This window comes from Geobacter sp. 60473 (assembly GCF_036323535.1).
GTDB lineage: Bacteria > Desulfobacterota > Desulfuromonadia > Geobacterales > Geobacteraceae > Geobacter > Geobacter sulfurreducens.
Genome location: NZ_AP028967.1, coordinates 812,872 through 836,451 on the forward strand (window position 1 = coordinate 812,872; position 23,580 = coordinate 836,451).

Genomic DNA, 23,580 nt, shown 5'->3' on the forward strand with positions numbered 1-23,580 from the left:
CCTATTTTTCTTCCTTCTCCTCGATGCGTGGGAAGAGCGCTTCCGCCTTGACGATCAGCGTCCCGGGCGCCAGCCTGCCCCAGGCGAGGTCTTCTTCGCGGCAGGGCTCCGTCCATCCCAGGTAGCCGAGGGCCTTGGCGGAGGTGCGCGGCATGAAGGCCGAGAGGACCAGGTGCACGATGCGCTGGGCTTCCAGCAGCGTGTACATGACCGTGCCGAGGTATTCCCGTTTGGCCGGGTCCTTGGCCAGTGCCCAAGGTGCCGTCTCGTCGATGTACTTGTTTCCCGCAGAGATAACTTCCCAAATAGCCTGAAGTCCCTTGCTGAAGGCCAGTTCGTCCATGCAGGCATCCAGTTGGCGCACCATGGCTTCGGTCTTTTCCCTAAAGGCAGTGTCCAGCTCGGTCTGGGGGCCGGGGGCGGGGAGAACGCCGTCGAAGTACTTGTTGACCATGGCGGTGGAGCGGTTGAGCAGGTTGCCCAGATCGTTCGCCAGGTCGGAGTTGATCCGGTGGACAAGGGCCGCGTGGGAGAAGTCGCCGTCGAGTCCGAAGGGGACTTCCCGCAGCAGGAAATAACGGACCGCGTCGATGCCGTACCGGTCCACCAGCATGTTGGGCTCCACCACGTTCTGGAGGCTCTTGCTCATCTTCTGGCCTTCCACGGTCCACCATCCGTGGGCAAAGACCTTTTTGGGTACCGGCAGGCCTGCGGCCATGAGGAATGTGGGCCAGTAGACCGCATGGAAGCGGAGGATATCCTTGCCGATCAGGTGGACGTCAACCGGCCAGAACGTCTTGAACGCGCTCTGTTCGTCCGGGTAGCCCAGGGCCGTGATGTAGTTGGTCAGGGCATCGAACCAGACGTAGATGACATGTTTCTCGTTTCCGGGAACCGGAATGCCCCAGTTGAAGGAGGTCCGGGAGACGGAGAGGTCGCGCAGGCCTTCTTTTACGAAGGAAATGATCTCGTTGCGCCTGCTCTTGGGTTGAATGAAATCGGGATTTGCCTCGATGTGGGCCAGGAGTTGTTCCTGATATTTGCTCATCCGGAAGAAGTAGGATTCTTCCTTGAGTTTGTCCACCGGGCGGTTGCAGTCGGGGCATTTGCCGTCGATGAGCTGGGTTTCGGTCCAGAAGGTTTCGCAGGGGGTGCAGTACCAGTCTTCATATTCACCCAGGTAGATGTCACCTTGGGCCATGATTTTGGTAAAGATGTGCGAGACCCCTTTTTTATGCCGTTCCTGGGTCGTGCGGATGAAGTCGGTATACTGGATGTCCAGTTTTTCCCAGAGGCCCTGGAAGCGCTTGACCACCCGGTCGGCCAGCTCCAGGGGCGTTTCGCCGGCGGTGTTGGCCGCCTTTTCGACCTTCTGGCCATGTTCGTCGGTGCCGGTGAGGAAGAAGACCTCGTACCCCTTGAGCTTTTTGTAGCGGGCGAGAACGTCTGCTGCAAGGGTGGTGTAGGCGTGGCCGATGTGCGGTACGTCGTTTACGTAGTAGATGGGTGTCGTGACATAGAACGTTCGGCTCATTTCTTCTCCTTTTTATCCCGGTCTCTTCCCTTGCCGCCCCGGCGCTCCCGGTTGTTCCCCTCCTCGCGGGGGGGAGCCTGCTCCCGCTCTTGACGTTCGCGCCGTTCGCCGCCTGAGCCTTCTTTGCGTTCCTTGTCGCGGTCCCGGGGACGTTCGCGACGTTCTCCGTCCTGGGGCGATTTCTGGTCTTTCTCCCGTCCTCCCTCTTTGCGCGGGGCCTTGGGGCGATCGAAGATGTTCTCGGGCTTGATCTCCTCGCCCTTGACGACCATCTCGCGATCTTCCTCGGTCCGGATGGTGACGGTCCCTTCCAGGATGTTCTGCTTGACGACTTCGCCCTCCGCGGTGCCGCACTTCACAATCTTACCGCATTTGGGCAGGCACTTCTTGAGAGAGCAGTACGTTTCAAATTCGTAGCCGAGGCAGCAGAGGAGCCGGCCGCACTGGCCCGAGATCTTGGTGGGGTTGAGGGCCAGGTTTTGCTCCTTGGCCATTTTGACCGAGACGGGCTCGAAATCGCGCAGAAAGGACGAGCAGCAGAGCTCCCGGCCGCAGATGCCGATGCCGCCGATCATCTTGGACTCGTCCCGTACCCCGATCTGGCGCATCTCGATGCGGGTATGGAACTGGTGGGCCAGATCCTTGACCAGCTCCCGGAAATCGACCCGCCCGTCGGCGGTGAAGTAGAAAATGGCCTTGCTCCCGTCAAAGAGATACTCCACCTTGACGAGCTTCATGTCCATGCCCCGCTCCTTGATCTTGCGGAGGCAGAAATGGTAGGCGTCCTGCTCTTTGGCCGCGTTGCGGGCCGCCGAAGCCAGGTCGGACGGTTCGGCGAGGCGGACGATGTTCTTGAGCCCCTCCGGGACATGGGTGTCTTCGTATTCCCGCGGCGGGGTGACGACCATGGCAATGCTCCGGCCCCGCTCGGTTTCGACGATGACCCGGTCACCCTGTTTCAGGTCGAGGTCGCCGGACCCGAAGTCGTAGAGTTTTCCGGCGGTATGAAACTGGACCTTGACGATTTTGACCACACTATCCTCCCGGGGAGTTCCCCGTTGTTTGTTTGAATGCCCGTTGTGTAACGAAGCGCGTTACGGTGTCGTCCGGTCCGCCAGGCGCATGAGGAGCACGTCCATGGTGAGCCGGGGATTTGCATTGCGCTGAAGCGCCTGGCGCGCCTCCATGACGTGGCCGAGGCGGTTGAGGGTCCGCTCCGGCGCCACCCGGCACGCCTCTTCTTCGAGAAGGGGGACGAGATCCCGGTTGACTACCTCGTTGCCTCCCCCCTGGATGAGGAGAATATCTCGCAGCAGGGAGGTGAGGGTGCCAAGGGCCTCCACGGCGCGTTCCCGGTCCGCGGCCAGTTCCTCGGCGGCCGCGAAGAGGGGGGTGATCTCTTCCAGAGTGAGGGTCCGAAGTCGTTCGAACAGTCCCTGCCGGGCCGTTCCGGCGCTCCCTTCATCCATCTCCAGTGCCCGGGAGAGGCTGCCGCCGGCCAGGGACGCGGCCAGGCGGGCTTCGGTCGGTTCGCGTCCAGCGTCCGTCAGGTATTCTTCGATCACCCGCTCGGGGAGCGGCGAAAACCTCAGGAGCTGACAGCGGGAACGGACCGTGGGGAGAATCCCCGCCGGATTCGTGGTGAGCAGGATCAGAAGGGCGTTGCCCGGCGGTTCTTCCAGCGTCTTGAGCAGCGCGTTGGCCGCTGCCGGGTTGAGCCGGTCGGCATCGTCGATGATGCATGCCTTCATCGGTGCCTCAACCGGACGCAGGGAAAGCTCCCGCTGCAGTTCCCTGACCTGGTCGATCTTGATGAATGCACCCTCGGGAGCCAGACGGTGCAGGTCCGGATGCTGGAGTCCGGCCATTTTCCGGCAGGAGGGGCACGAACCGCAGCCGTCATCCCGCCGGCAGAAGGCTGCCTCGATGAAGGCGAGGGCGGTGGTCATCTTGCCGCACCCTTCGATTCCCTCGAAAAGGTAGGCGTGGGCCGTTTTGCCCGAACGGAGCGCGCGTCGCAAGACATTAACGGCGGTTTCCTGGCCGAGGACGCGGGAAAAAGGCATCGTCCTACCTCCGGGGCACGCGGCTCAGGAGCGCATCCGCCACGGCCGTTGCCGTCGCTTCTACCCCTTCATTTCCGTCGATCACGGCGAACCGGTGGGGTTCCCCGCCGGCCAGGGAGAGGAATCCCTCCCGCACCCGCTCGTGAAAGAGGAGCGATTCCCGCTCGAAACGTTCCTCCCGGTTGGTCTGCCGGGAGCTGATCCGCGCCGTGGCCCGGGCAAGCCCCACCGTCACGGGGCAGTCGAGGAGGATGGTGAGGTCCGGCCGGATCTGCCCCGCAGCCAGGGTGTTGAGCCGGGTAATGAGATCCCGGTCCAGGTTGCGGCCGAAGCCCTGGTAGACGAGAGTGGAATCGGTAAAGCGATCGCAGAGGACCACTGCACCCTCCGCCAGGGCGGGCGCGATGACCTCGGCCACGTGCTGGGCCCGCGCCGCCGCGTAGAGGAGGAGCTCCGTCATGGGAACCATGGCGCTGTTGCCGGCGTCCAGCAGGATAGCCCGGATGTCGTCGGCAATGGGGCAACCGCCCGGTTCGCGCGTAACGACCACCCGGTGGCCCGCCTCCCTGAGGGACTGCGCCGCCCGCTGGATCTGGGTCGTTTTGCCGCATCCCTCGATGCCTTCGAATGTAATGAAATAGCCCATACGGCCCGGACGTACCCTCTCGATTCGTAAAGGCTGAATTATAGGCGAGAGGTTATGCATTATCAAGCGCAAAATGGCTGCCGGTCCGCATATCTATTGATAAAGACGATGGAATCGGGTTATACTTCCCAGCTATGCGTGAAACGGATGAACAAGCAGTCGCCGGCGGCGCGGCATCGACGGAGGGGCTGGAGGCCTCGATCGGCTATCGCTTCATCGACCGCAGTTTCCTGGATGAGGCCCTGACTCACCGTTCCTGGCTGAACGAGGTCCGCTCCCCGACGGTTCCCGATAATGAGCGGCTCGAATTTTTCGGCGATGCCATCCTTGGTTTCTGCATCGGCAAGATGCTCCTGCGACACTACCCCGAAAGCCGGGAGGGAGCGTTGGCACGGATGAAATCGGCCCTGGTGGGCGAAGAGACTCTCGCCGACCTGGCCGCGGCCGTGGAGCTCGGCAGCTACCTGCGCCTCGGGCGCGGCGAGGAGCGCTCCGGAGGCCGCCACCGCAGATCGCTGCTCGCCAATGCTCTGGAAGCCCTTCTTGCGGCCATGTATCTCGATGGAGGTATGGCTCCGGTGGAGCGTCTCGTGGAAACGTGGTTCGGCCCACGCCTGGCCGGTGTTGCTGCCGGGGTAAAGGGGCGGGATTTCAAGACTGATTTCCAGGAACTGGCCCAAGCCCTGTATGGTGGCTTGCCCCGATATGTCCTGGTCGATACCAGTGGTCCCGCCCATGATCTGCGCTTCACCGTGGCGGCGTACGCGGGTGAGCGCCTCCTCGGCCAGGGGACGGGCAGGAGCAAGAAGGAGGCGGAGCAGGCTGCAGCGCGGCAATGCCTGGAACGCCTCGAAGCGGGGCGGCGCAGCGCTGTCCCATGACGCGGTCCGTTATCGTCCCGTTTTTTATTTCCCATCAGGGATGCCCCCACCGCTGCGTCTTCTGCGACCAGGAACGCATTGCGGGCCGGGCCGGCCGGCTTCCGACCGTCGCAGAGATCCATTCCGCAGTGAAGACCTTCGGCAGGGGCCGGCCCGTTGAAGCGGCTTTTTACGGCGGCACATTCACGAGCCTTCCCCGCAACGATCAGGAGAGGCTCCTGACGGCGCTGCAGCCTCTTCGGCGCGATGGTTCCGTCAGGAGCGTGCGGCTTTCCACCCGGCCTGACGCCCTCGATGCCGAAACAGCCGGCTTTTTGAGGTCCATGGGGGTAGCCAGCGTGGAACTGGGCGTCCAATCCATGGACGACCGGGTCCTGGCAGCATCCGGCAGAGGACACTCGGCCGCTGATACGGTGCGGGCATTCGAGGTCCTGCGGCGCGAGGGGATCGCAGCGGGGGCGCAACTGATGCCCGGACTGCCCGGCGACAGCCGGGAGCGCTCACTGGATTCCCTCACCCGGATACTCGATCTGAAACCCGTCTCCCTCCGCATCTACCCGACCCTGGTAGTGGCGGGGACCAGGCTTGCCGGACTCTGGGCCGAAGGGAGCTACACCCCCTTGACCCTTGCCGATGCCGTACCTCTCTGTGCCGACATGCTGCTGGCCTGCAAGCGGGCCGGGGTCCCGGTCATCCGGCTGGGCCTTCAGCCGACGGATATCCTGGAACGTTCGGTGCTGGCGGGTCCCTGGCACCCGGCCCTGCGCCAGCTCGTGGAGGGCGAGCTCTGGTACCGGCTGCTGGAACGGCTTACCGCCGGCCTTGCCGCGGGAACCGAGGTGTCGGTGGCCTGTGCCCCCGCACGGATTTCCGATGTGGTGGGACAGCGGCGCGCCAACCTGTCCCGCCTGCTGGAACGGCGGGGGATCGTCATCACCGGGGTTGCCGGCTGTCCCACCGCGGCACCCGATACCCTTACCCTGACCCACGCCGGCGGCACCGTTGCCGGCGGTCTGACCGACTGAACAGCCGCCCTAGCGGCGGCCACACTCACAAGGAGTACTATGTTGTCGAAAACGCCATTCCGCTCGGGCTTTGTCTCGATCATCGGCCGCCCCAACGTGGGGAAGTCGACGCTTCTCAACCGGATTCTCGGGGAAAAGATCGTCATCACCTCGGACAAACCCCAGACGACCCGCAACCGCATCCAGGGAATCCACAATCTGCCCGGCGCCCAGATCGTGTTCATCGACACGCCGGGAATCCACCACGCCCGTTCGCGGCTCAACAAATTCATGGTGGAAGAGGCCCTTTCCTCCATCCGCGAGGTGGACCTGGTCATGCTGCTGGTGGAGGCCAACCGGGCTCCGGGCGACCAGGAGCGGGAGATCGCGGGGCTTCTGCCCGGCGTGAATGTACCGGTCTTCCTGGTTGTCAACAAGATCGACCTCATCGATCCTGATATCCTGGCCGAGAGGCTCACCGCCTATGCCGAGCTGTTTCCCTTCCGCGAAGTGGTGCCGGTTTCCGCTGAAACCGGCGAGAATGTGGAGCGGCTGGTAGAGGTGGTGCGCGATACCCTGCCCGAGGGGCCGGTCTACTTTCCGGACGACATCCTCACGGATCTGCCCGAGCGGTTCATTGTGGCCGAGATCGTGCGGGAAAAGGTCTTTCGCCTCACCCGTGACGAGATTCCCTACTCCACCGCCGTGGAGGTGGACAGCTTCCGGGAGCGGGAGGACGGAGGCCTCGTCTCCATTTCAGCCACCATCACGGTGGAGCGCGACTCCCAGAAGGGGATCATCATCGGCCGCAAGGGGGCCATGCTCAAGCAGATCGGCAGCGAGGCCCGGCTGGAGATCGAGCGGCTGCTCGACACGAAGGTGTTTTTGGAGCTCTTCGTGCGGGTCCGCAGGGACTGGAGCGAAAACCCGAATATACTCAAGGAGCTCGGATACCGATGATACTGCCGATCGTTGCCATAGTAGGTCGCCCCAATGTGGGCAAGTCGACCCTTTTCAACCGCCTCGTGGGGCGCCGCAAGGCGATAGTTGACGATATGCCCGGCGTAACCCGGGACCGCAATTACGAGACGGTCACCCGTTTCGACGTCCCCTTCATCCTGATCGACACCGGCGGGTTCGAGCCCGAGAGTTCCGACCGGCTCCTCCAGCAGATGCGCGAGCAGTCCCGGCTCGCCATGGAAGAGGCCGACGTGATCCTCTTCCTCATGGACGGCCGTGCCGGGCTCAACCCCGCCGATGTGGAGGTGGTGGAGATGCTCCGGCGGGTGGACAAGCCGGTCTTCTTCGTGGTCAACAAGGTGGATGGCGAAACCCTTGAGGTGGCGGCATCCGAGTTCTACTCCCTGGGAGTCGACAATCTGCTTACCATTTCAGCGGAGCACAACCGCGGCGTGCGCGACCTGATGGACGAGGTGGTGGCGGCCCTGCCCCAGCGGACCACCAGCCCCGAGGAGCGCAATGCGACCAAGATTGCCGTCGTGGGCCGCCCCAATGTGGGCAAGTCCTCCCTGGTCAACCGGCTGCTGGGATACGAGCGGGTGGTGGCCAATCCGACTCCCGGCACCACCCGGGATTCCGTGGACACTTGGTTCACCTGCAACAAGAAGCGCTACCTCCTCATCGATACCGCGGGCATCCGGCGCAAGGGGAAGACCACCCAGAAGATCGAAAAATACAGCGTGGTGGACTCCCTGCGCAGCATCGAGCGGGCCGACGTGGTCCTCATCGTGCTCAATGCCGAGGAGGGGGTGACCGAGCAGGACGAACGGATTGCCGGCTATGCCTTCGAGGCGGGCAAGGCCTGCATCTTCGTGGTCAACAAGTGGGACGCCATTGAGAAGGACAACAGCTCAGTGGGGCGCTTCGTGGATAAGATCAGGACTGAATTCAAGTATCTCGCCTTTGTGCCGATAGTATTTGTGTCGGCAAAAACAGGCCAGCGGCTCAACCGGATCATGGAAGAGGTGGACAAGGTCATGGCCCAGTACGTGAAACGGGTCACCACCTCGGAGCTCAACCGGATCTTTTCGGCAGCGGTGGAGAGTCATCACCATCCGCTCGTCATGGGGCGGCGGGTCAAGTTCTACTTCGCCACCCAAGTGGGGACCAGGCCCCCCACCTTTGTCATTTTCACCAATCGGCCGGATGGGATGCACTTTTCCTATGAACGGTACCTTGTCAATAAATTCCGCGAGGCGTTCGATTTTACCGGAACGCCTTTGCGCCTCCTGTTCAGGGGGCGGGAGCGCTAGCCCTCCGAACGAGCGTAAATGGCGGCTGGACGGCCTCTCGCGAGGAGCCGTAACCACTTTACTTGCATGGGTCGATGGTTTATGATGGGCGCCGCTTCCAGCACCAATTCGCGGCTTGTTGACAGGATTCGAGTATGAGTCTCGTCGGCAACCTGGAAGATCTGGGCCTGGGGGAAATTCTCCAGATTGTGAGCCTTTCCCGTAAATCGGGAGTCTTGCGGCTCAACAGCAGGGGACGACTGGGCGAGATCGCTTTCCGCCAGGGCAAGGTGATCCGGGCGTCGTCGAGCAGTTTCCAGGAAAGCCTCGGCGAGTTGCTGATCCGCAAGGGGCTCATCGACCTGGCGACCCTCCGCGGCGCCCTTGCCCTTCAGGAACGGGAAGGATTCCAGGAGCGGCTCGGCTTGATCCTGATCCGCCAGTACGGGGTCGCGGCGGCAGCCATCGACGAGGTGGTCCGGGAGCAGTTCGAAAAAGTTGTCTACTCGCTGTTCGCCTGGGTCGAGGGGACCTTCGACTTCGAGCTCCAGGAGAACGTGGAAGCGGTCGACAACATCCGGATGGACCCGATGCAGTTCATGCTCGACCAGGGGCTGAATCCCCAGTTCCTGGCCATGGAAGGCGCGCGGCTCATCGACGAGCAGCGGCATCGCGGAGTCCTCCCGCCAGCTGTTGCGCCGCATGCCGCCGTCCCGCCCCTGGCCGGCATGGAGGATCCCCCAGATTCCGGTCAGACCCGTTCGCAGCCTGACGCGGCGGCGAAGGCCGAAGAGCCGGTATCGCTTGTCCTTGTCGACGACGATGACTTGACCCGTGAGACGCTTGCGGCGGCGCTGGAGCAGGGAGGCTACCGGGTTTATCAGCAGGAGCGAAGCGAGGACGCGCTGATCCGGATCGACTCCCTCTATCGCAAGGGAAAGCGGCCGGTGGTCCTTGCGGATCTCATCATGCCGCGCATGGACGGCACGGGTATTCTGGGGGGGCTTGAACTCGTGGAGCTCGTGCGGAATAATTTTCCCGACCTCCGGCTACTGGTCATGTCCGACTACCATAACAGCGACGCCGAACGCCGGATCGGGGCGCTGGGGTATCCCCACATCATCAAGCCGCGGCGAGCCCGGATGGGGGACTTCCGGGAAGCCGACCGTTTTTGCCGTGATCTGCTGGATGTGCTTTGGAGGCTCCGGGCCGGCGAGCTCGCCGTTGCCACGGGCGACATGGTGAATCTGGGGCATGAATTGCGCCTGGAGTTGGGTGACGACCTGAACGGCGAGGTCGAGGCCGTGGAGCCGAGCACCGGCATCACGCTGCTGCGGGGGATGCTCGAAGAACTGTCCAATCCCGCCCTCGGCGGAGGCGTTACCTTGATGGTCCTCCGTTTTGCCGCCGAGTTCATGAATCGGGCGATCATTTTCATGGTGAGGCGCGACGAGATCGTCGGGCTTGGCCAGTTCGGCATCGAGGAGACCGGGGGAGTCGCCGACGCGCGAGTGAGAAGGCTGCGAATTCCGCGAAACGGAGAATCTCCCTTCAGTGCGATCATTGAAGCCAAGCATCCAGCCGTGGTGAGGCCCGAGCCGGCCGCCTGGAACCGATACCTGTTCGAGCACCTGGGGCAGGAGATCCCCGACGAGGTTTTTGTCGGCCCCATTGTGAGCGAGGGGCGGGTCGTCGCCATCCTCTACGGCGACAACCTGCCCGACAAAAAGCCGATCGGCGGCACCGAAGCCCTGGAGATTTTTCTCTCCCAGGCCGGTGTTGCCATGGAAAAGGCGCTTCTGGAGCGCAAGCTTCTCGAAAGTGTCCAGGGGGGAACGTGAAGAGGATTCTGATTGCCGAAGACTCTGCCACCATGCGATCGATGCTGGTGGCCACCATCCAGTCGCTGGATGGGTTCGAGGTCGTCGAGGCCTCCAGCGGATTCGAGGCGTTGCGCCTGCTTCCCCGGGAGCGGCTCGACCTGATCATCACCGATATCAACATGCCCGACATCAACGGGCTTGAGTTGGTGAGCTTTGTCCGCACCAGCGACAATTACAAGCACATCCCGCTCTTCATCATTTCAACCGAAGGGAGTGAGCGGGACCGGGAAAAGGGGCTGTCGCTCGGGGCGAACGAGTATCTCGTCAAACCGTTCGACCCGGCCCGTCTCCAGGATCTGATCGTCAAGTACACCTCCTGAGCAGAGGTAGAGGGTTCCATGACCAACACGCACGACGCATCAGGCAGGGCCGTTGATGATTTTCTGGCCGAGGCCGAAGAGATTGTCGAAAAGCTCAATACCGACCTGGTCACTCTCAGCGACTGTGCCGACAGCGGAGAATGCGACCCTGATCTCCTGAACGCCATTTTCCGCGGCTCCCACTCACTCAAGGGCCTGGCGGGAATGTTCGGCTTTACGGAAATCCAGTCCCTGTCCCACAATCTGGAGAACCTGCTCGACTCCCTGCGGCTCGGCAAGATCCCCCTCACCCCCGAAACCATGAACGTGCTGTTCGATTCCATGGAACTGCTGAGCGGGATTATCCGTGGCATCGGCAGCGGCGAGGATCACAGCGCGGCAATCGAGGATGCCGTATCACGGCTCAATGCCTGTGCCTCGGCCCGGGAAGCCCTGGAAGTTTCACCCCTCAGGGAACTGGGCATGCCTGAAAAGGTCCTGAGCTCCCTGACGGAGTACGAAGAACACCGCCTGTTGGAAAATGTGAAAAAGCGTCGGAATATCTTTTCAATCCATGCATCGTTCAGTCTCATGTCTTTTGACCAGGACCTGGGAGAAATCTCCGACACGCTCAAAAAAGAGGGCGAGGTCGTCAGTACCCTGCCGAGCGCCAGCACTTCCCCCGAATCCTTCATAGATTTCGACATCCTCTTCGGCACCGACTTGGACGAAGAAGGTCTGACCGCACTGCTCGACCGGGACGGGCTCACCATTATCCACTACGGCTCTGCCGCCCAGCCGGAAGAGCGCTCTGCCCCGCCCGTCGCAGCCCCGGCGTCCCCGCCGCCGTCCTCCCCGTTGCCGTCCGTTCCGGCGCCGGCAACGCCTGCCACAGTGCCGGCCGGTATTGATGACCAACTGACAGCCAAGAGCATGAGCCGCACGGTCCGGGTCGACATCGGGAAGCTTGACGAACTCATGAACATCGTAGGGGAACTGGTCCTTTCCCACTCCACCATTGCCGATATCACCACCCGCATGAGGCTGGCGGGGTTCTCATCCCTTGCCATCGAGCTGGGCAAGGCCGCCAAGGGGCTTGACCGCAAGCTGACCGAGCTCCAGAAGGGGGTCATGGAAATCCGGATGATCCCGGTGGGACAGCTGTTCGAAAAAATGGCCCGCATTGTTCGGAAGGTGTCCCGGGAGCAGGGTAAAAAGGTCGATCTCAAGCTGTTCGGCGCAGACACCGAGCTGGACAAGCTGATCATTGAGGATATTTCGGACCCGATGGTCCACATCATCCGCAATGCCATCGATCACGGGCTGGAAACTCCCGAGGAACGGATTGCCGCCGGCAAGCCCGAGCGGGGAACGATCAGGCTTTCTTCCTACCAGAAAGGCAACCACGTCGTCATCGAGGTGGCCGACGACGGCCGGGGCTTCAACATCGAGAAAGTCAAGCAGAAGGCCCTGGAGAAGGGGCTCATCAAGACCCTGGAGGGGGTGAGCGACCGGGACGCCCTCGACTTCATCTTCCTCCCCGGCTTTTCCACGGCGGACAAGGTGAGTGAACTCTCGGGCCGGGGCGTCGGCATGGACGTGGTGAAGAGCAATATCGCCGCCGTGTCGGGCATGGTCGACATCGAAAGCGAATTCGGCAAGGGGAGCCGGATCATCATAACCCTGCCGATCACCCTCGCCATCATCAAGGCGCTGTTGGTCCTCACCGCGGACCGGACGTACGCAATCCCGATCACGTCGGTGCTGGAAACAATCATTGTGGAGGAGCGGGAAATCCTTACCGTGGAACGGAAAGAGGTGTACCAGCTCCGGGAGACCACTCTGCCGCTGGTGCGGCTGGAGCGTTTTTTCAAGGTCAAGCGCGAGACTCCACCGCCCGGCAGCTTCTATGTGGTAGTGGTCGGTGTGGCCGAAAAACGGCTGGGCATCATCGTGGACGATCTGGTGGGGCAGCAGGACATTGTCATCAAGTCATTGGGCGACATGTTCAAGGGGTACAAGGGGATATCGGGCGCCGCCGACCTGGGCGACCAGAGGACGATCCTCGTCATGGATGTGGGGGGGATCATCGGCGAAGCCCTGCGGAGCGGGGGGTAAATGTACCGGGAATTCTATGGATTGCGGGAAAAGCCGTTTTCCAAGACCCCCGATCCGCGTTACCTCTTCCTGTCGCGGGGGCACCGGGAGGCCCTTGCGCGGCTCCAGTATGCCGTGGAGGAGCGGGAGCTGGCCCTGTTGACCGGCGATATCGGCTGCGGCAAGACCACCATTTCCCGGGCGCTCATGGATGCCATGGGCGAGGCGTGCCGCTTCTGCTTCATTTTCAACCCCCGCCTCTCGCCGCTGGAGTTTCTGCGGGTCATCGCCCGGAGCCTCGGGGTCGACAATCCCGCGGGGGCCAAGGACGAGTTGCTGAAACAACTCACCGAAACGCTCTATCTGATGCATGCCGAGGGGCGCTGCCCGGTGATCGTGGTGGACGAGGCCCAGCTTATTCCGGACCGTGACGTGTTCGATGAGATCAGGCTTCTCACCAACTACCAGCTGGACGACCAGAACCTCATGAGCGTCGTCCTCATGGGACAGCCCGAGCTGCGTCAGATCCTGGCCGACCCGGTCCATGAGCCCCTGCGGCAGCGGATTGCACTTCATTACCACCTTCAGCCCCTCAGCCTCGACGAGACTCTGGAGTATATCGATTTCAGGCTCGAAGTGGCCGGGGGGACGCCGGGGCTTTTTTCCCCTGACGCGGTGCAGCGGATTCATGAACTTTCGGGCGGCGTGCCGCGCAAGATCAACATCCTGGCAACCAATGCCCTGCTGGTCGGCTACGGCAGGGATGCGGCGTGGATCGACGCCTCTCTGGTGGAGGAGTTGCGGGATGAGGCGAACCTGTACTGACAGCTCACAGCTTCCGTGGGGAGCCGTCGTAACTTGCATGGCGAGGGAAAACGGATATGATGGATATCGCCGAGATACGTAGAAAGGCCCAGCGTGACCGCCAGCAGGGGGGGGCCGCGCCGACGGGCGACATGCGGCGGGAGCCCCGACCGGAACCGTCCCGGCCCGCTGCCGACGCACCTTCAGCGCCGGTGGTCCCGGAGTTCCAGGAGCTTTCCGACGATGTGTTCGCTCCCGATGATGCTGCCCTTCCGGTACCGGCTTCCGTGCCGGCGGCCGCTCCGCCCGTTCTCGACCCTCTGGCGCTCATCCTCCAGGGGCGCCGGGCAGCCCTCGTGGAAGACCTTGTCTCCGATACAGAGGCAGAACCCGCCAGGGAGACGGAAAACTATCTGGAAGTCCTGTGCTTCCGGGTGGCCGACGAAACCTACGGCATCGATATCATGGAATTGAAGGAGATCATCAAACCCCGGGAGACCACCGATGTGCCCCATTCACCGCCGTTTGTCGCCGGGGTTCTGTCGTTGCGCGGCATCATCATTCCCGTGTTCATCCTGCGTGAGCGTCTCGGCCTGGCCGATGCCGTGGCCCGCGGGAAGGAGCGGATTGTCGTCGTCAAGCACGGAGAGGGATTGTGCGGACTTCTGGTGGACGAGGTTACCCAGGTAGTCAAGATACCGGTTGCAACCATCGAGCATCCGCCTGCCGTACTCGATGGCATGGATCGTGAATTTGTCAACGGCATAGGCCGCCATGACGGCGGAATAATAATACTTCTTCAGCTGGAAAAGGTGCTCGATTCAGCATTGATGTAATACCCAGGAGGGTATGCCGATGGAAAAGAAAAGGATTCTGATCGTCGAAGATGAAGAGAGTCTGCTCAAACTTGAAAGCATTCTGCTGTCTTCCCGCGGCTACGCGGTGGCAGGGGTTACCGACGGCAAGGCCGCCCTTGACTATATTGCAGCTACTCCTCCCGACCTGATTATTCTCGATATCATGTTGCCGGGAATGGATGGCTTCGAGGTCTGCCAGATGATCAAGGCCGACCCGTCAACGCGCCACATCCCGGTGGTCATGCTCACTGCCAAGAAAAGCACCCAGGACCGTGACAAGGGGTTGGAGGCCGGTGCTTCCGCTTATGTGACCAAGCCGTTCAAGTCGGCCCGGATCATCGAGATCATTCAGGGACTTCTGGCTGCCTGACGCTGCCGGCCGCCCTTCGCATACGTATCAGACCCACGCTCCCGAAGGATACGCATGGAAACCGACATCCAGGAAATACAGCTCGCCTGCTTCCGCCTCGGCGACGCCACCTTTGCCGCCGATATCATGCGGATCAAGGAGATCATCCGTCCCCAGAAGCTGACGAAGATCCCCAAGGCCCCGGCCTTTGTGGAAGGAGTCATCAATCTCAGGGGCATGGTGATTCCGGTGATCGATCTGCGCAAGCGGTTCGAATTGCCCGAGCGGGTGGCGCTTGAAGAGGCCCGTCTTCTCGTGGTTGGGGTGAGCCGGCAGTTGGTGGGGCTCGTGGTTGATGACGTGACCGAGGTGGTCACGGTGCAGGTGGGCGACATCAAGCCACCCCCCCATTCCATCGACGGGGTCAGTGCCGAGTACCTGATTGGTGTCTGCCTGGTGCGGGATACCCTGGTCATGCTCGTCAATCTCGATCGCATCCTGACGAGCCGCGAAGCGTCGGCCATTGCCGGCCTTGCCGGGACGGGGCGTTGATGGCGGATGTGATCGTCGCAGGGTGTCCTGTCTGCCGGGCGCGGTACCGGCTTGACGGAGCCCGGATCCCGGACGGTGGAGTAACGCTGCGGTGCAGTTCGTGCCGCACCGTCTTCAAGGTGCGGGGAAAAGCCTCCCCGCGCATCACGCACCAGCCGTCCACCACGGAAACAGTGACGCGGGTTCTCGTGGCCCATGAAAATCCGGTTTTCCGTAATACTGTCCGGCAGGCTCTGGCCGGTGAACCATTCGAGGTTCTTGAGGCCGCCGAGGGTGCCGGTGCTTATGGGATAATCCTTGAGCAGCATCCCCGGGTGGCTATTCTCGATGCGGCGCTCTCCGGGATGTTCGCTTTCGAGATATGTGAAGCGGTAAAGGGTTCGCCGGCCACGGCGGACATCAAGATCATTCTCGTCGCCTCCATTTATGACAAGGCGAAGTACAAGCGTGCTCCCGAGTCGCTCCACGGAGCGGACGACTATCTGGAGAAGCACCATATTCCGGACGGATTGCCCGCCCGCGTTCGCCGGCTCCTGGCGGACGCGGCACCTGAAATGTCGCCGCTCCGCGGAGGAACCCCTTCCCGGGAAGATGGCCCGGCAATGGCTCCCGGAGAACAGCCCTCTCCCGGCGGGGACTCGGGGGCGCAGCACTGCGGAGACGCCCGCAACGACGAATATGGCGGGGGCGAACCGGCACTCGCAGATGAGCATCTTAAGGCCCGCCGGCTTGCCCGGCTCATTGTTTCGGATATCGCCCTCTATAATCGCGACCTCGTGCGGGAAGGGGTCCGCAACGGCACCTTCTTCGAGCTGCTTGCCGAGGACGTGGCCGAAGGGCGCTCCCTCTACGAGAACAGGGTGCCCGGCGATGTCCGCGCCGGAACGTCGTACCTGGATGATGCGTTCGCCGAGTTCATCGGCACGATCAGGAAAGAACTCGGCCTGTAACTTATAATCAACGCAAGGAGCACGTGCGTGGCTGTTCTGGAAACCGTAAATGCCGACCTCCAATCGACCGACGAAGAGACAAGGCGTCGGGCCGTGCTCGACCTGGCGGCCGTTCCTCTTGCCGATGCCCGCGAGCCGCTTTTCGTCGCCATGGGTGACGTCAGCTGGCGGGTACGCAAAGAGGCCGTGTCTCTCCTGCTCGGCATGTGCCCGGATGAGGGAGCCATTGAGGGGATCATCGGGCTGCTCTCGTCGGTGGACAATGCCGGTCTGCGCAATTCGGCCGTCGAGGTGCTCGAAGGGCTGGAGGCGAGGGCCGTGCCTGCACTGCTCACTCACCTCAAGGATGACGACCGCGACGTCCGCAAGTTTGTGGTCGACATCCTCGGCACCATCGGCGACCGGTCAAGTATCCCCGCCCTGATCGACGCTCTTGACGACCCGGATCCCAACGTTTCGGCCGCTGCCGCGGAAAACCTCGGCAAGATCGGCGATCTGCGCGCTGTTGCGCCCCTTTTGGCCGCCCTCGGCAAGAACGATGTCTGGTTCAGCTACTCCATCCTCGGCGCCCTGGCCCGCATCGGCGAACCGGTGCCGGTGAATATCCTTACCCCCCACGCGTCGGATGGCATTCTGAAGCGGCCGGTAATCGAGTGCCTCGGTGCCGTGGGCGATGCCGAAGCGGTACCGCTCCTGGTGGAAGGGCTCGGCGACCGTGTCCGTGCCGTGCGGGAGGCGGCGGTCTGCGCCATTATCCGTCTGCGGGGCCGTCTTGCCGGCGCCGCGGCGGCCAGGTGCGTGGACGATGCCCTGGCGCGGCTTGCAGGCTCTGCCGTGGTCGAGGGGTTGCTCGGTTCCCTGGATACCACGGATCAGGGGGTGCGTGACGCACTGATCCGGGTTCTCGGTTACATCGGCGATGCCCGCGCCGCCTTGCCCCTTCTGCAGGGATGTCGGGACGAACGGCTCAGAAGGCTCTGTCTCCAGGGATTGCGCACGATGGGCGAGCGGGGGATGGAGGCCCTGGCGGCCGCCTATCCTGCGGCGGACGACGAGGAAAAGTCGATCATCATCCAGGTTTGGGGTGAGCTTGGCTTCACCGGGTGCGCCGATCTCCTCGGCTCGGCCATGGAGAGCACCCGGCCCATGATGCGCAAGGCTGCTGCCGTGGCGGTGGGCAAGATCGGCCTCCTCTCCCTGATGGGGGCCATCGCGGCCCTGCTTGACGACCGGGAGCACGATGTGCGCGAAGGGGCCATTAATGGCCTCATCCGCCTTGCCCCGGCCGAGCCGGCCGGAGTGAGGGCCATTGCCCGTAAACTCGCCGATTCGCCAATCACCGGTTCGCGGCACGACGCGGTTCGGCTTTACGCATCCCTGGGCGATGCAGACCGTCTGGCGCTCCTGATGAAGGATGAGGACCCCCTGGTGCGGCGCAGCGCCGTGTCGGCCCTGGCGGAACAGCATCTCCCCGAAAGCGTTTCCAATCTGGTGATGGCACTGGTGGACGAAGACCCGGACGTGAGGATCGCGGCAGCCTCGGGCCTCGGCGAGATCGGCGGAGTTGAGGCGGTGGACCCCCTGATCCTTTCCCTGGATGATGAGGATCCGTGGGTGCGGTGCGCCTCCCTGAGGAGCCTCGGCCGGATCGGCGGAGAGCGGTCACTGGACGCTATCGAGCGGCTGATCGACTCCGCCGATGGGGTGGTTATGATCACGGCCCTGGAGACGCTCTCCGAGATCGAGGGCGATCGGGCGGTGCGTCTGGTGAAGCGAGGGCTTGATAGCGGCGACGAAGAGGTGGTTAAAGTGGCGATCGATCTGCTGGCGAACGACGGCAGCGATTGGGTGAATGCCTACCGGGATCGCCTCCTGAGCCATTCCCACTGGGATGTCCGGATCAGTTTCGCCAGGGCTATGACCCGTCTTCTGGGCCGCGAGGCGATGCCGCACCTGACTGCCGCCCTCCAGCGAGAGCAGGATGAACTGGTGCGCGACGAACTCCAAACCCTGCTCGGCGGTCTGCGCTAATGTTTACCTTCGAGCCCGAAATACCCATGTCCGACGAGGAGTTCCGCCTCATCCGGGACCTTATTTACAGCCACTGCGGTCTCTTCTTCGACAACGATTCGGCCTATCTTCTGGAAAAGCGCCTGTCCAAGAGGGTGCAACTGCACCAGCTGTCGGGGTTCCGGGACTACTACCATTTCCTCCGCTACAACCGGAAGAAGGACCAGGAACTCTCGGACATCATGGATGTCCTCACCACCAACGAGACCTATTTCTTCCGCGAGGCGTTTCAGCTCAAAGCCTTCACCCAGGAGATCATCCCTGAAATCCGCGACGCCAAGGTCAAGGCCGGCGACCGGACGCTCCGCATCTGGAGCGCCGGCTGCTCCAGCGGCGAGGAGCCGTACACCATTGCCATGCTTCTGCTGGAAATGGGCGGCTTTGCCGGCTGGCACGTGGAAATCATCGGAACCGACATCAGCCAGCGGGTGATTCAGCAGGCCCGCAAGGGGGTCTACGGCAAGTCATCGTTCCGGGTCACCGACGAGGGATATGTCCGCCGCTACTTCACCGAACAGGACGGCATGTTCCGGGTCAACGACGGGGTCCGCGAACTGGTCACCATCAGTCACCTCAACCTCCTCGACACCAACCGCATCGCGCTGCTGGGCCGCATGGACGTTATCTTCTGCCGCAACGTCATCATCTACTTCGACCAGGCCGCCCGCAAGACGGTGATTGAATCCTTCCACCGCGCCTTGCGGGACGGAGGCTACCTGCTGCTCGGCCATTCCGAATCGCTGATGAATATATCCACGGCGTTTGCCCTCAAGCACCTGAAGAACGACATGGTCTACCAGAAGCCTCTCCCTCCGGGAGGTCGGCCATGAGAAAGATCAGGGTTCTGGTCGTCGACGATTCGGCCTACAGCCGCCGCGCCATCACCAAGATGCTGGAGAGCATGCTCGAGGTGGATGTGATCGGGTATGCCGCCGACGGCGAGGAGGGGATCCGCAAGATCATCGACCTGAAACCGGACCTGGTGACTCTTGATCTCGAAATGCCCAGGATGGACGGGTTCACCCTTCTGCGAATCGTGATGGAATACTCACCCACCGCCGTCATCGTTATCAGTTCCAGGAGCGAGCTGCTGTCGCGGCAGGCCGCAGGACCTCCGGCACCGCACCGTATCTGTCCGCAGCTGCACGGACCGAGAGCGCCGCTCCACGTCCCGCCGGACGACTGGAGGTGGTGGCCATCGGCGCTTCCACGGGAGGGCCGCCGGCCCTTCAGCGGATCCTCTGCTCCCTGCCGGGGGCGTTTCCCCAGGCGGTCGTGGTGTCCCAACACATGCCGGCGGGGTTCACGCGGACATTTGCGGAACGCCTGAACCGGCTGTCGCCTCTTGAAATATGCGAGGCGGCGGACGGCGACGAGGTGCGGGCCGGGCGGGTGCTCATCGCTCCCGGCGGGCACAATATGGTCTTTGAGCGTCAGGGAAGCGAGATTCTGGCACGGATCGTGATGCCGGGCACGGAAGATCGCTACGTGCCGTCCGTGGATGCCATGCTCCTTTCCTGCGCCGAGGTCTATGGTCCGCGTACGCTGGGCGTGGTGCTCACCGGTATGGGGAATGACGGCAGCAAAGGGGTCGCGGCCATCAATCGGGTGGGGGGGCAGACCCTGGCCGAGGCCGAAGAGACGGCCGTGGTCTTCGGCATGCCCAAGGAGGCCATTGCCACCGGGGTGGTTGACAAGATAGTGCCATTGGACCGCATGTCCCGCGAGATCATGCAGCGGTGCGGTCTTCTCAGCGACGTTGATTGACCGATCCCCCTCAGCCTGAGTGCTGAAGGGGCATAGGAGCGAGACATGTCAGTGGAAGAGGAAAAGGGGCTGCTGGCGCGGGCCGACGAGTTTCTTCAGGCATTCAAGAAGGGGGCGGAGTTTACCCAGGAGCTGCTCCGGGAAAATGAGCGTCTCCGGTTTCGGATCCTCCAGATGGAGGCCGACCAGAAGGGCGAGGGGGTAGCGGCGGCCCTGGCCGTCGAGAACCGCAAGCTTGCCGCCCGGGTAGATGAGCTTGAGCGGGAAATAGAGGAAATAATCGGCCAGATCCGGCAGATCGAGGCGGAAAATAATGATTTCGCCGCTCGCTACGTGGAGATCGAGGAGGAGAACAACAATCTGGCCAATCTCTACATTGCCAGCTATCAGCTCCACTCCACCCTCGATTTTAGTGAAGTGCTCCAGATCATCACCGAGATCATCATCAACCTGATCGGTGCCGAAGAGTTCGCCGTGATGCTCGTCGATGAGAAGACCGGCAGCCTGGACGCCGTCGCCGCCGAAGGGATCGCGCTGGATGAACTTCCCCGGGTGCGCCTGGGCGAGGGAGTCATCGGTACCGCTGCCGGCACCGGCGAGAACTACTTCGCCGAGGGGCCGGAGACCTGCGAGCGGGACCTGCAGCGGCCCATGGTCTGCATCCCGCTGAAGATCAAGGAGCACGTCATCGGCGTCATCGCCATCTACAAGCTTCTGATCCAGAAAAAGAGCTTCGCCGGCGTCGACTACGAGTTGTTCACGCTCCTGGCGGGACACGCGGCCACGGCCATTTTCAGCTCCCGCATCTATTCGGACTCCGAGCGCAAGCTCTCCACCATGCAGGGCTTCATCAATCTGCTGACCACATAGCCGTTGTGTTCTGAGGAGACGTTCATCATGGCGGAAAAAACCGTACTGATCGTGGAAGATTCACCGACCATGCGACAACTGATCGCTTTTGCCCTGAAACGGATTCCGGGGATTTCCATTGTGGAGGCGTCCGATGGGGTGGATGGTCTCAAGAAGCTCTCCGCCCATGCCATCGATCTCATCCTCACCGACATCAATATGCCGGTCATGGACGGTCTCAAGCTGGTGAGCCTCGTGCGCAGCGACCCCTCCCATCACCATCTGCCCATTGCCATCATCACCACCGAAGGGGCTGCCGAGGACCGGGAGCGGGCACTCGCCCTGGGCGCAAACGCCTACATTACCAAACCGATCCAGGCCGGCAAGGTCCTGTCGGTGGCAAGAGAATTGCTGGGGATATCCCCGAATTCATGACCTACGGGAGTCCGCGCACAGCAATCCGGGAACATGATGAATTGTCGATGGATTGTCAGCGCGTTCACTCCTCACGTGCCCGGGAGTTCCCGTGAAACGCCTACGCCTTCTTGTTTCTGCCATAGTGCTTTTGTTTCTTCCCATCATTCTCTTTGCCCGTGACTACAAGATCGTCACTTTCGCCACTGAGACCGCGGGCACGGTTGCCTTCAGCCACCCCGTTCACCTCAAGTCCCTGGGCAACAACTGCACCCTTTGCCACAACACGCTCTTCAAGATCGGCGACAAGGCTGCGCCGGTCACCATGAAAGCCATGGAACAGGGTGCTTCGTGCGGCGCCTGCCACAACGGCAAGCGCGCCTTCGGCCTGCCGGCGTGCACCCGCTGTCATGTGACCAAAGAGGTCCCCATCGACATCCCCGCCTTCGGCGCCGTGGTCTTCAGCCATGCCTTCCATCTGGGGCTCGGGACCTACGGATGCGCCGACTGCCACAATGCCGTCTTCAGGGCGGCAACCGACAACCCCAATGTATCCATGAAGGCCATGGAGCAGGGGAAGTCGTGCGGCGCCTGCCATGACGGCAGCACTGCCTTTTCGGTCAAGGGGGACTGCACCAAGTGCCATGTGGTCCGTGACATCACCTTTGCGGCATCTGCTACGTTCAGCCACACGCTCCATCTGGCAGCCGGCTACGGCTGCGGCGAGTGCCATGGGAGGCTTTTCACGGCCGGCCCTGACAGCCGGCGCTATACCATGCAGGAGATGGAGACTCAAAAATCATGCGGGGGGTGCCACAACGGCAATACCGCCTTCTCGGTCAAGGGGGATTGCGACCGGTGCCACTCCAATGTGAGGGAGGTGTCCTTCGCCGCTCACGACGCCATGTTCAGCCACAAGCTCCACACGAAGCTCCTCAACTGCGACAGCTGCCACAGCGGCATCTTCATCGGCGGGGCCGCCAGCAGGCGTTACACCATGAAGGATATGGAGCAGGGGCGTTCCTGCGGTGTCTGCCACGAGGATAAGACCGTTTTCGGTGTGACCGGCAACTGTGACCGCTGTCACCCGAAGACCCGTGATGTCAGCTTCAGGACGGCCGTGGCGGGGAATGTGGTCTTCAGTCACGACGCGCACCGGCAGATGTATGGCTGCGGCGACTGCCACAACGGCATTTTCACCACCGGTGCGGCCCGTGTGGGCGCCACCATGGCCGACATGGGCAAGGGCTTGTCGTGCGGCGCCTGTCACGACGGTAAAAGCGCCTTCCCGGCAACGGCCGCGGACAGCTGCAGCAGATGCCACCCCCTGCGCGACGTGAACATGGCGGCCAATTCGTATTTTCCCCATGTGAAACATCTGGAGGCCAACACCTGCGGCGACTGTCACAACGATCTGTTCAAGGCCGGCCCCGGCAACCGCCGGTGGACCATGCCCCAGATGGAACAGGGGAATTCCTGCGGCGCCTGCCATGACGGCACATCCGCCTTCTCGGTCCGCGGGAAGTGCGGCGCGTGCCACCGGGAGACCGTAGAGGTGGCCATCCCCGTAAAACAGACCGGCATAACCCGATTCAGCCACAGCTCCCATACGGCCCTCTATTCCTGCGGGGACTGTCACAATGCCGTCGTCGGCGCCGGAGTCACGGCCCGGCGTGTCACTATGGCCGCCATGGAGAAGGGCGAGTCCTGCGGCGCCTGCCACGACGGCACGGCCGCCTTCACCGTCAGGGAGAACTGCACCAGATGCCACCCGGTGAAAGACATCCCCTTTACGCCGTCCGGCGCCCGCTTCAGCCATGACGTCCATCTCAAGGTCCATGGCTGCGGTGACTGTCACGATGCCCTCTACCGGCCCGGTCCCGACAACCGGCGCGTTACCATGGCGGAGATGGAGAGGGGCACCTCCTGCGGCGCCTGTCACGACGGATCGGCTGCGTTTCCCGTCACCGCCGGCTGCGACAGGTGCCATCCCGCCACCAAGGGGATCAAGTACGATCTCCCCGCCGACGTGGGGAGCGTTCTGTTCAGCCACCGCAACCACACCGCCAAGGGATACGCCTGCAGCGACTGCCACGGCACGATCGTCACCGCCGGGGCCGGCCGGAAATCCTCCACCATGAAGGAGATGGAGCAGGGCAAATCCTGCGGTGCCTGCCACGGCTTCAGCATGGCCTTCACCGTTAGCGATCCGGTCAACTGCGTCAGGTGCCACCAGCGGCTCTACTGAGCCGCAGCCCGCAACTGCCGATCAGACCCGCGCCGGCCGGCAAACCTCTCTGTTTGCA

The 23,580-nt window shown here is 62.6% G+C and carries 21 protein-coding genes and 1 pseudogene; 18 read left to right on the top strand and 4 right to left on the bottom strand.

The annotated features are described in order from the left end of the window. Nucleotide 1: 1 nt before the first annotated feature. From metG to tmk, 4 genes are read right to left on the bottom strand one after another with little or no spacing between them, the layout of a single operon-like run. Entirely contained in the window at nucleotides 2-1,534 is a 1,533-nt protein-coding gene (gene metG / locus AABA48_RS03640) for a methionine--tRNA ligase (protein WP_010942872.1), read from the bottom strand. After that, entirely contained in the window at nucleotides 1,531-2,568 is a 1,038-nt protein-coding gene (locus AABA48_RS03645) for a PSP1 domain-containing protein (protein WP_010942871.1), read from the bottom strand. The genes metG and AABA48_RS03645 overlap by 4 nt, the downstream gene beginning before the upstream one ends. Nucleotides 2,569-2,628: 60 nt before the next feature. Continuing rightward, entirely contained in the window at nucleotides 2,629-3,600 is a 972-nt protein-coding gene (holB, locus tag AABA48_RS03650; RefSeq protein WP_338271120.1) for a DNA polymerase III subunit delta', read from the bottom strand. A 4-nt stretch (nucleotides 3,601-3,604) separates the two neighbouring features. Beyond that, entirely contained in the window at nucleotides 3,605-4,246 is a 642-nt protein-coding gene (gene tmk, locus AABA48_RS03655; RefSeq protein WP_338271121.1) for a dTMP kinase, read from the bottom strand. A 134-nt stretch (nucleotides 4,247-4,380) separates the two neighbouring features. Between tmk and rnc the strand changes: the two genes are divergently transcribed. The 18 genes and pseudogenes from rnc to AABA48_RS03745 all read left to right on the top strand — a co-directional run bounded on the left by rnc (nucleotide 4,381) and on the right by AABA48_RS03745 (nucleotide 23,522). After that, a complete protein-coding gene (rnc, locus tag AABA48_RS03660) occupies nucleotides 4,381-5,127 on the top strand; it encodes a ribonuclease III (RefSeq protein WP_286352159.1) in 747 nt (248 codons plus the stop codon). Continuing rightward, a complete protein-coding gene (locus tag AABA48_RS03665; RefSeq protein WP_338271122.1) occupies nucleotides 5,124-6,152 on the top strand; it encodes an elongator complex protein 3 in 1,029 nt (342 codons plus the stop codon). The genes rnc and AABA48_RS03665 overlap by 4 nt, the downstream gene beginning before the upstream one ends. A 42-nt stretch (nucleotides 6,153-6,194) precedes the next feature. After that, the gene (era, locus tag AABA48_RS03670; RefSeq protein ID WP_192905440.1) at nucleotides 6,195-7,091 is read left to right on the top strand and encodes a GTPase Era; all 897 of its coding nucleotides are present in this window, start codon (nucleotides 6,195-6,197) and stop codon (nucleotides 7,089-7,091) included. Next, a complete protein-coding gene (der, locus tag AABA48_RS03675) occupies nucleotides 7,088-8,404 on the top strand; it encodes a ribosome biogenesis GTPase Der (RefSeq protein ID WP_286352161.1) in 1,317 nt (438 codons plus the stop codon). The genes era and der overlap by 4 nt, the downstream gene beginning before the upstream one ends. A 134-nt stretch (nucleotides 8,405-8,538) precedes the next feature. After that, nucleotides 8,539-10,224: a response regulator gene (locus AABA48_RS03680; protein ID WP_286352162.1), complete on the top strand. Its 1,686-nt coding sequence runs from the start codon at nucleotides 8,539-8,541 to the stop codon at nucleotides 10,222-10,224. Then, entirely contained in the window at nucleotides 10,221-10,586 is a 366-nt protein-coding gene (locus AABA48_RS03685) for a response regulator (protein WP_286352163.1), read from the top strand. Before AABA48_RS03680 ends, AABA48_RS03685 begins: the two co-directional genes overlap by 4 nt. Before the next feature lie 18 nt (nucleotides 10,587-10,604). Beyond that, nucleotides 10,605-12,683: a chemotaxis protein CheA gene (locus tag AABA48_RS03690; protein ID WP_286352164.1), complete on the top strand. Its 2,079-nt coding sequence runs from the start codon at nucleotides 10,605-10,607 to the stop codon at nucleotides 12,681-12,683. Beyond that, nucleotides 12,684-13,487, top strand: coding sequence for an ExeA family protein (locus AABA48_RS03695; RefSeq protein ID WP_286352165.1), 804 nt, complete (start codon nucleotides 12,684-12,686; stop codon nucleotides 13,485-13,487). It abuts the gene before it with no gap. A gap of 56 nt (nucleotides 13,488-13,543) precedes the next feature. After that, nucleotides 13,544-14,302 (top strand): chemotaxis protein CheW, encoded by a 759-nt coding sequence (locus tag AABA48_RS03700; RefSeq protein WP_286352166.1) that lies wholly within the window; start codon nucleotides 13,544-13,546, stop codon nucleotides 14,300-14,302. 19 nt (nucleotides 14,303-14,321) lie between these two features. Beyond that, nucleotides 14,322-14,693 (top strand): response regulator transcription factor, encoded by a 372-nt coding sequence (locus AABA48_RS03705; RefSeq protein ID WP_286352167.1) that lies wholly within the window; start codon nucleotides 14,322-14,324, stop codon nucleotides 14,691-14,693. A gap of 54 nt (nucleotides 14,694-14,747) precedes the next feature. Next, entirely contained in the window at nucleotides 14,748-15,224 is a 477-nt protein-coding gene (locus tag AABA48_RS03710) for a chemotaxis protein CheW (RefSeq protein WP_286352168.1), read from the top strand. Further along, the gene (locus AABA48_RS03715) at nucleotides 15,224-16,174 is read left to right on the top strand and encodes a zinc-ribbon domain-containing protein (protein WP_286352169.1); all 951 of its coding nucleotides are present in this window, start codon (nucleotides 15,224-15,226) and stop codon (nucleotides 16,172-16,174) included. The genes AABA48_RS03710 and AABA48_RS03715 overlap by 1 nt, the downstream gene beginning before the upstream one ends. Before the next feature lie 27 nt (nucleotides 16,175-16,201). Beyond that, nucleotides 16,202-18,205 (top strand): HEAT repeat domain-containing protein, encoded by a 2,004-nt coding sequence (locus AABA48_RS03720; protein WP_286352170.1) that lies wholly within the window; start codon nucleotides 16,202-16,204, stop codon nucleotides 18,203-18,205. Then, nucleotides 18,205-19,074 carry a CheR family methyltransferase gene (locus AABA48_RS03725; protein WP_286352171.1) on the top strand — a complete coding sequence of 290 codons (870 nt, stop codon included), beginning with the start codon at nucleotides 18,205-18,207 and terminating at the stop codon, nucleotides 19,072-19,074. Before AABA48_RS03720 ends, AABA48_RS03725 begins: the two co-directional genes overlap by 1 nt. Next, nucleotides 19,071-20,011: pseudogene (locus AABA48_RS03730) on the top strand (chemotaxis protein CheB). The gene AABA48_RS03725 and the pseudogene AABA48_RS03730 overlap by 4 nt, the downstream one beginning before the upstream one ends. A gap of 45 nt (nucleotides 20,012-20,056) precedes the next feature. Continuing rightward, nucleotides 20,057-20,881 carry a GAF domain-containing protein gene (locus AABA48_RS03735; RefSeq protein WP_286352173.1) on the top strand — a complete coding sequence of 275 codons (825 nt, stop codon included), beginning with the start codon at nucleotides 20,057-20,059 and terminating at the stop codon, nucleotides 20,879-20,881. A 27-nt stretch (nucleotides 20,882-20,908) separates the two neighbouring features. Further along, a complete protein-coding gene (locus tag AABA48_RS03740) occupies nucleotides 20,909-21,295 on the top strand; it encodes a response regulator (RefSeq protein WP_286352174.1) in 387 nt (128 codons plus the stop codon). 91 nt (nucleotides 21,296-21,386) lie between these two features. Further along, nucleotides 21,387-23,522: a cytochrome c3 family protein gene (locus tag AABA48_RS03745; protein ID WP_286352175.1), complete on the top strand. Its 2,136-nt coding sequence runs from the start codon at nucleotides 21,387-21,389 to the stop codon at nucleotides 23,520-23,522. Nucleotides 23,523-23,580 lie beyond the last annotated feature (58 nt).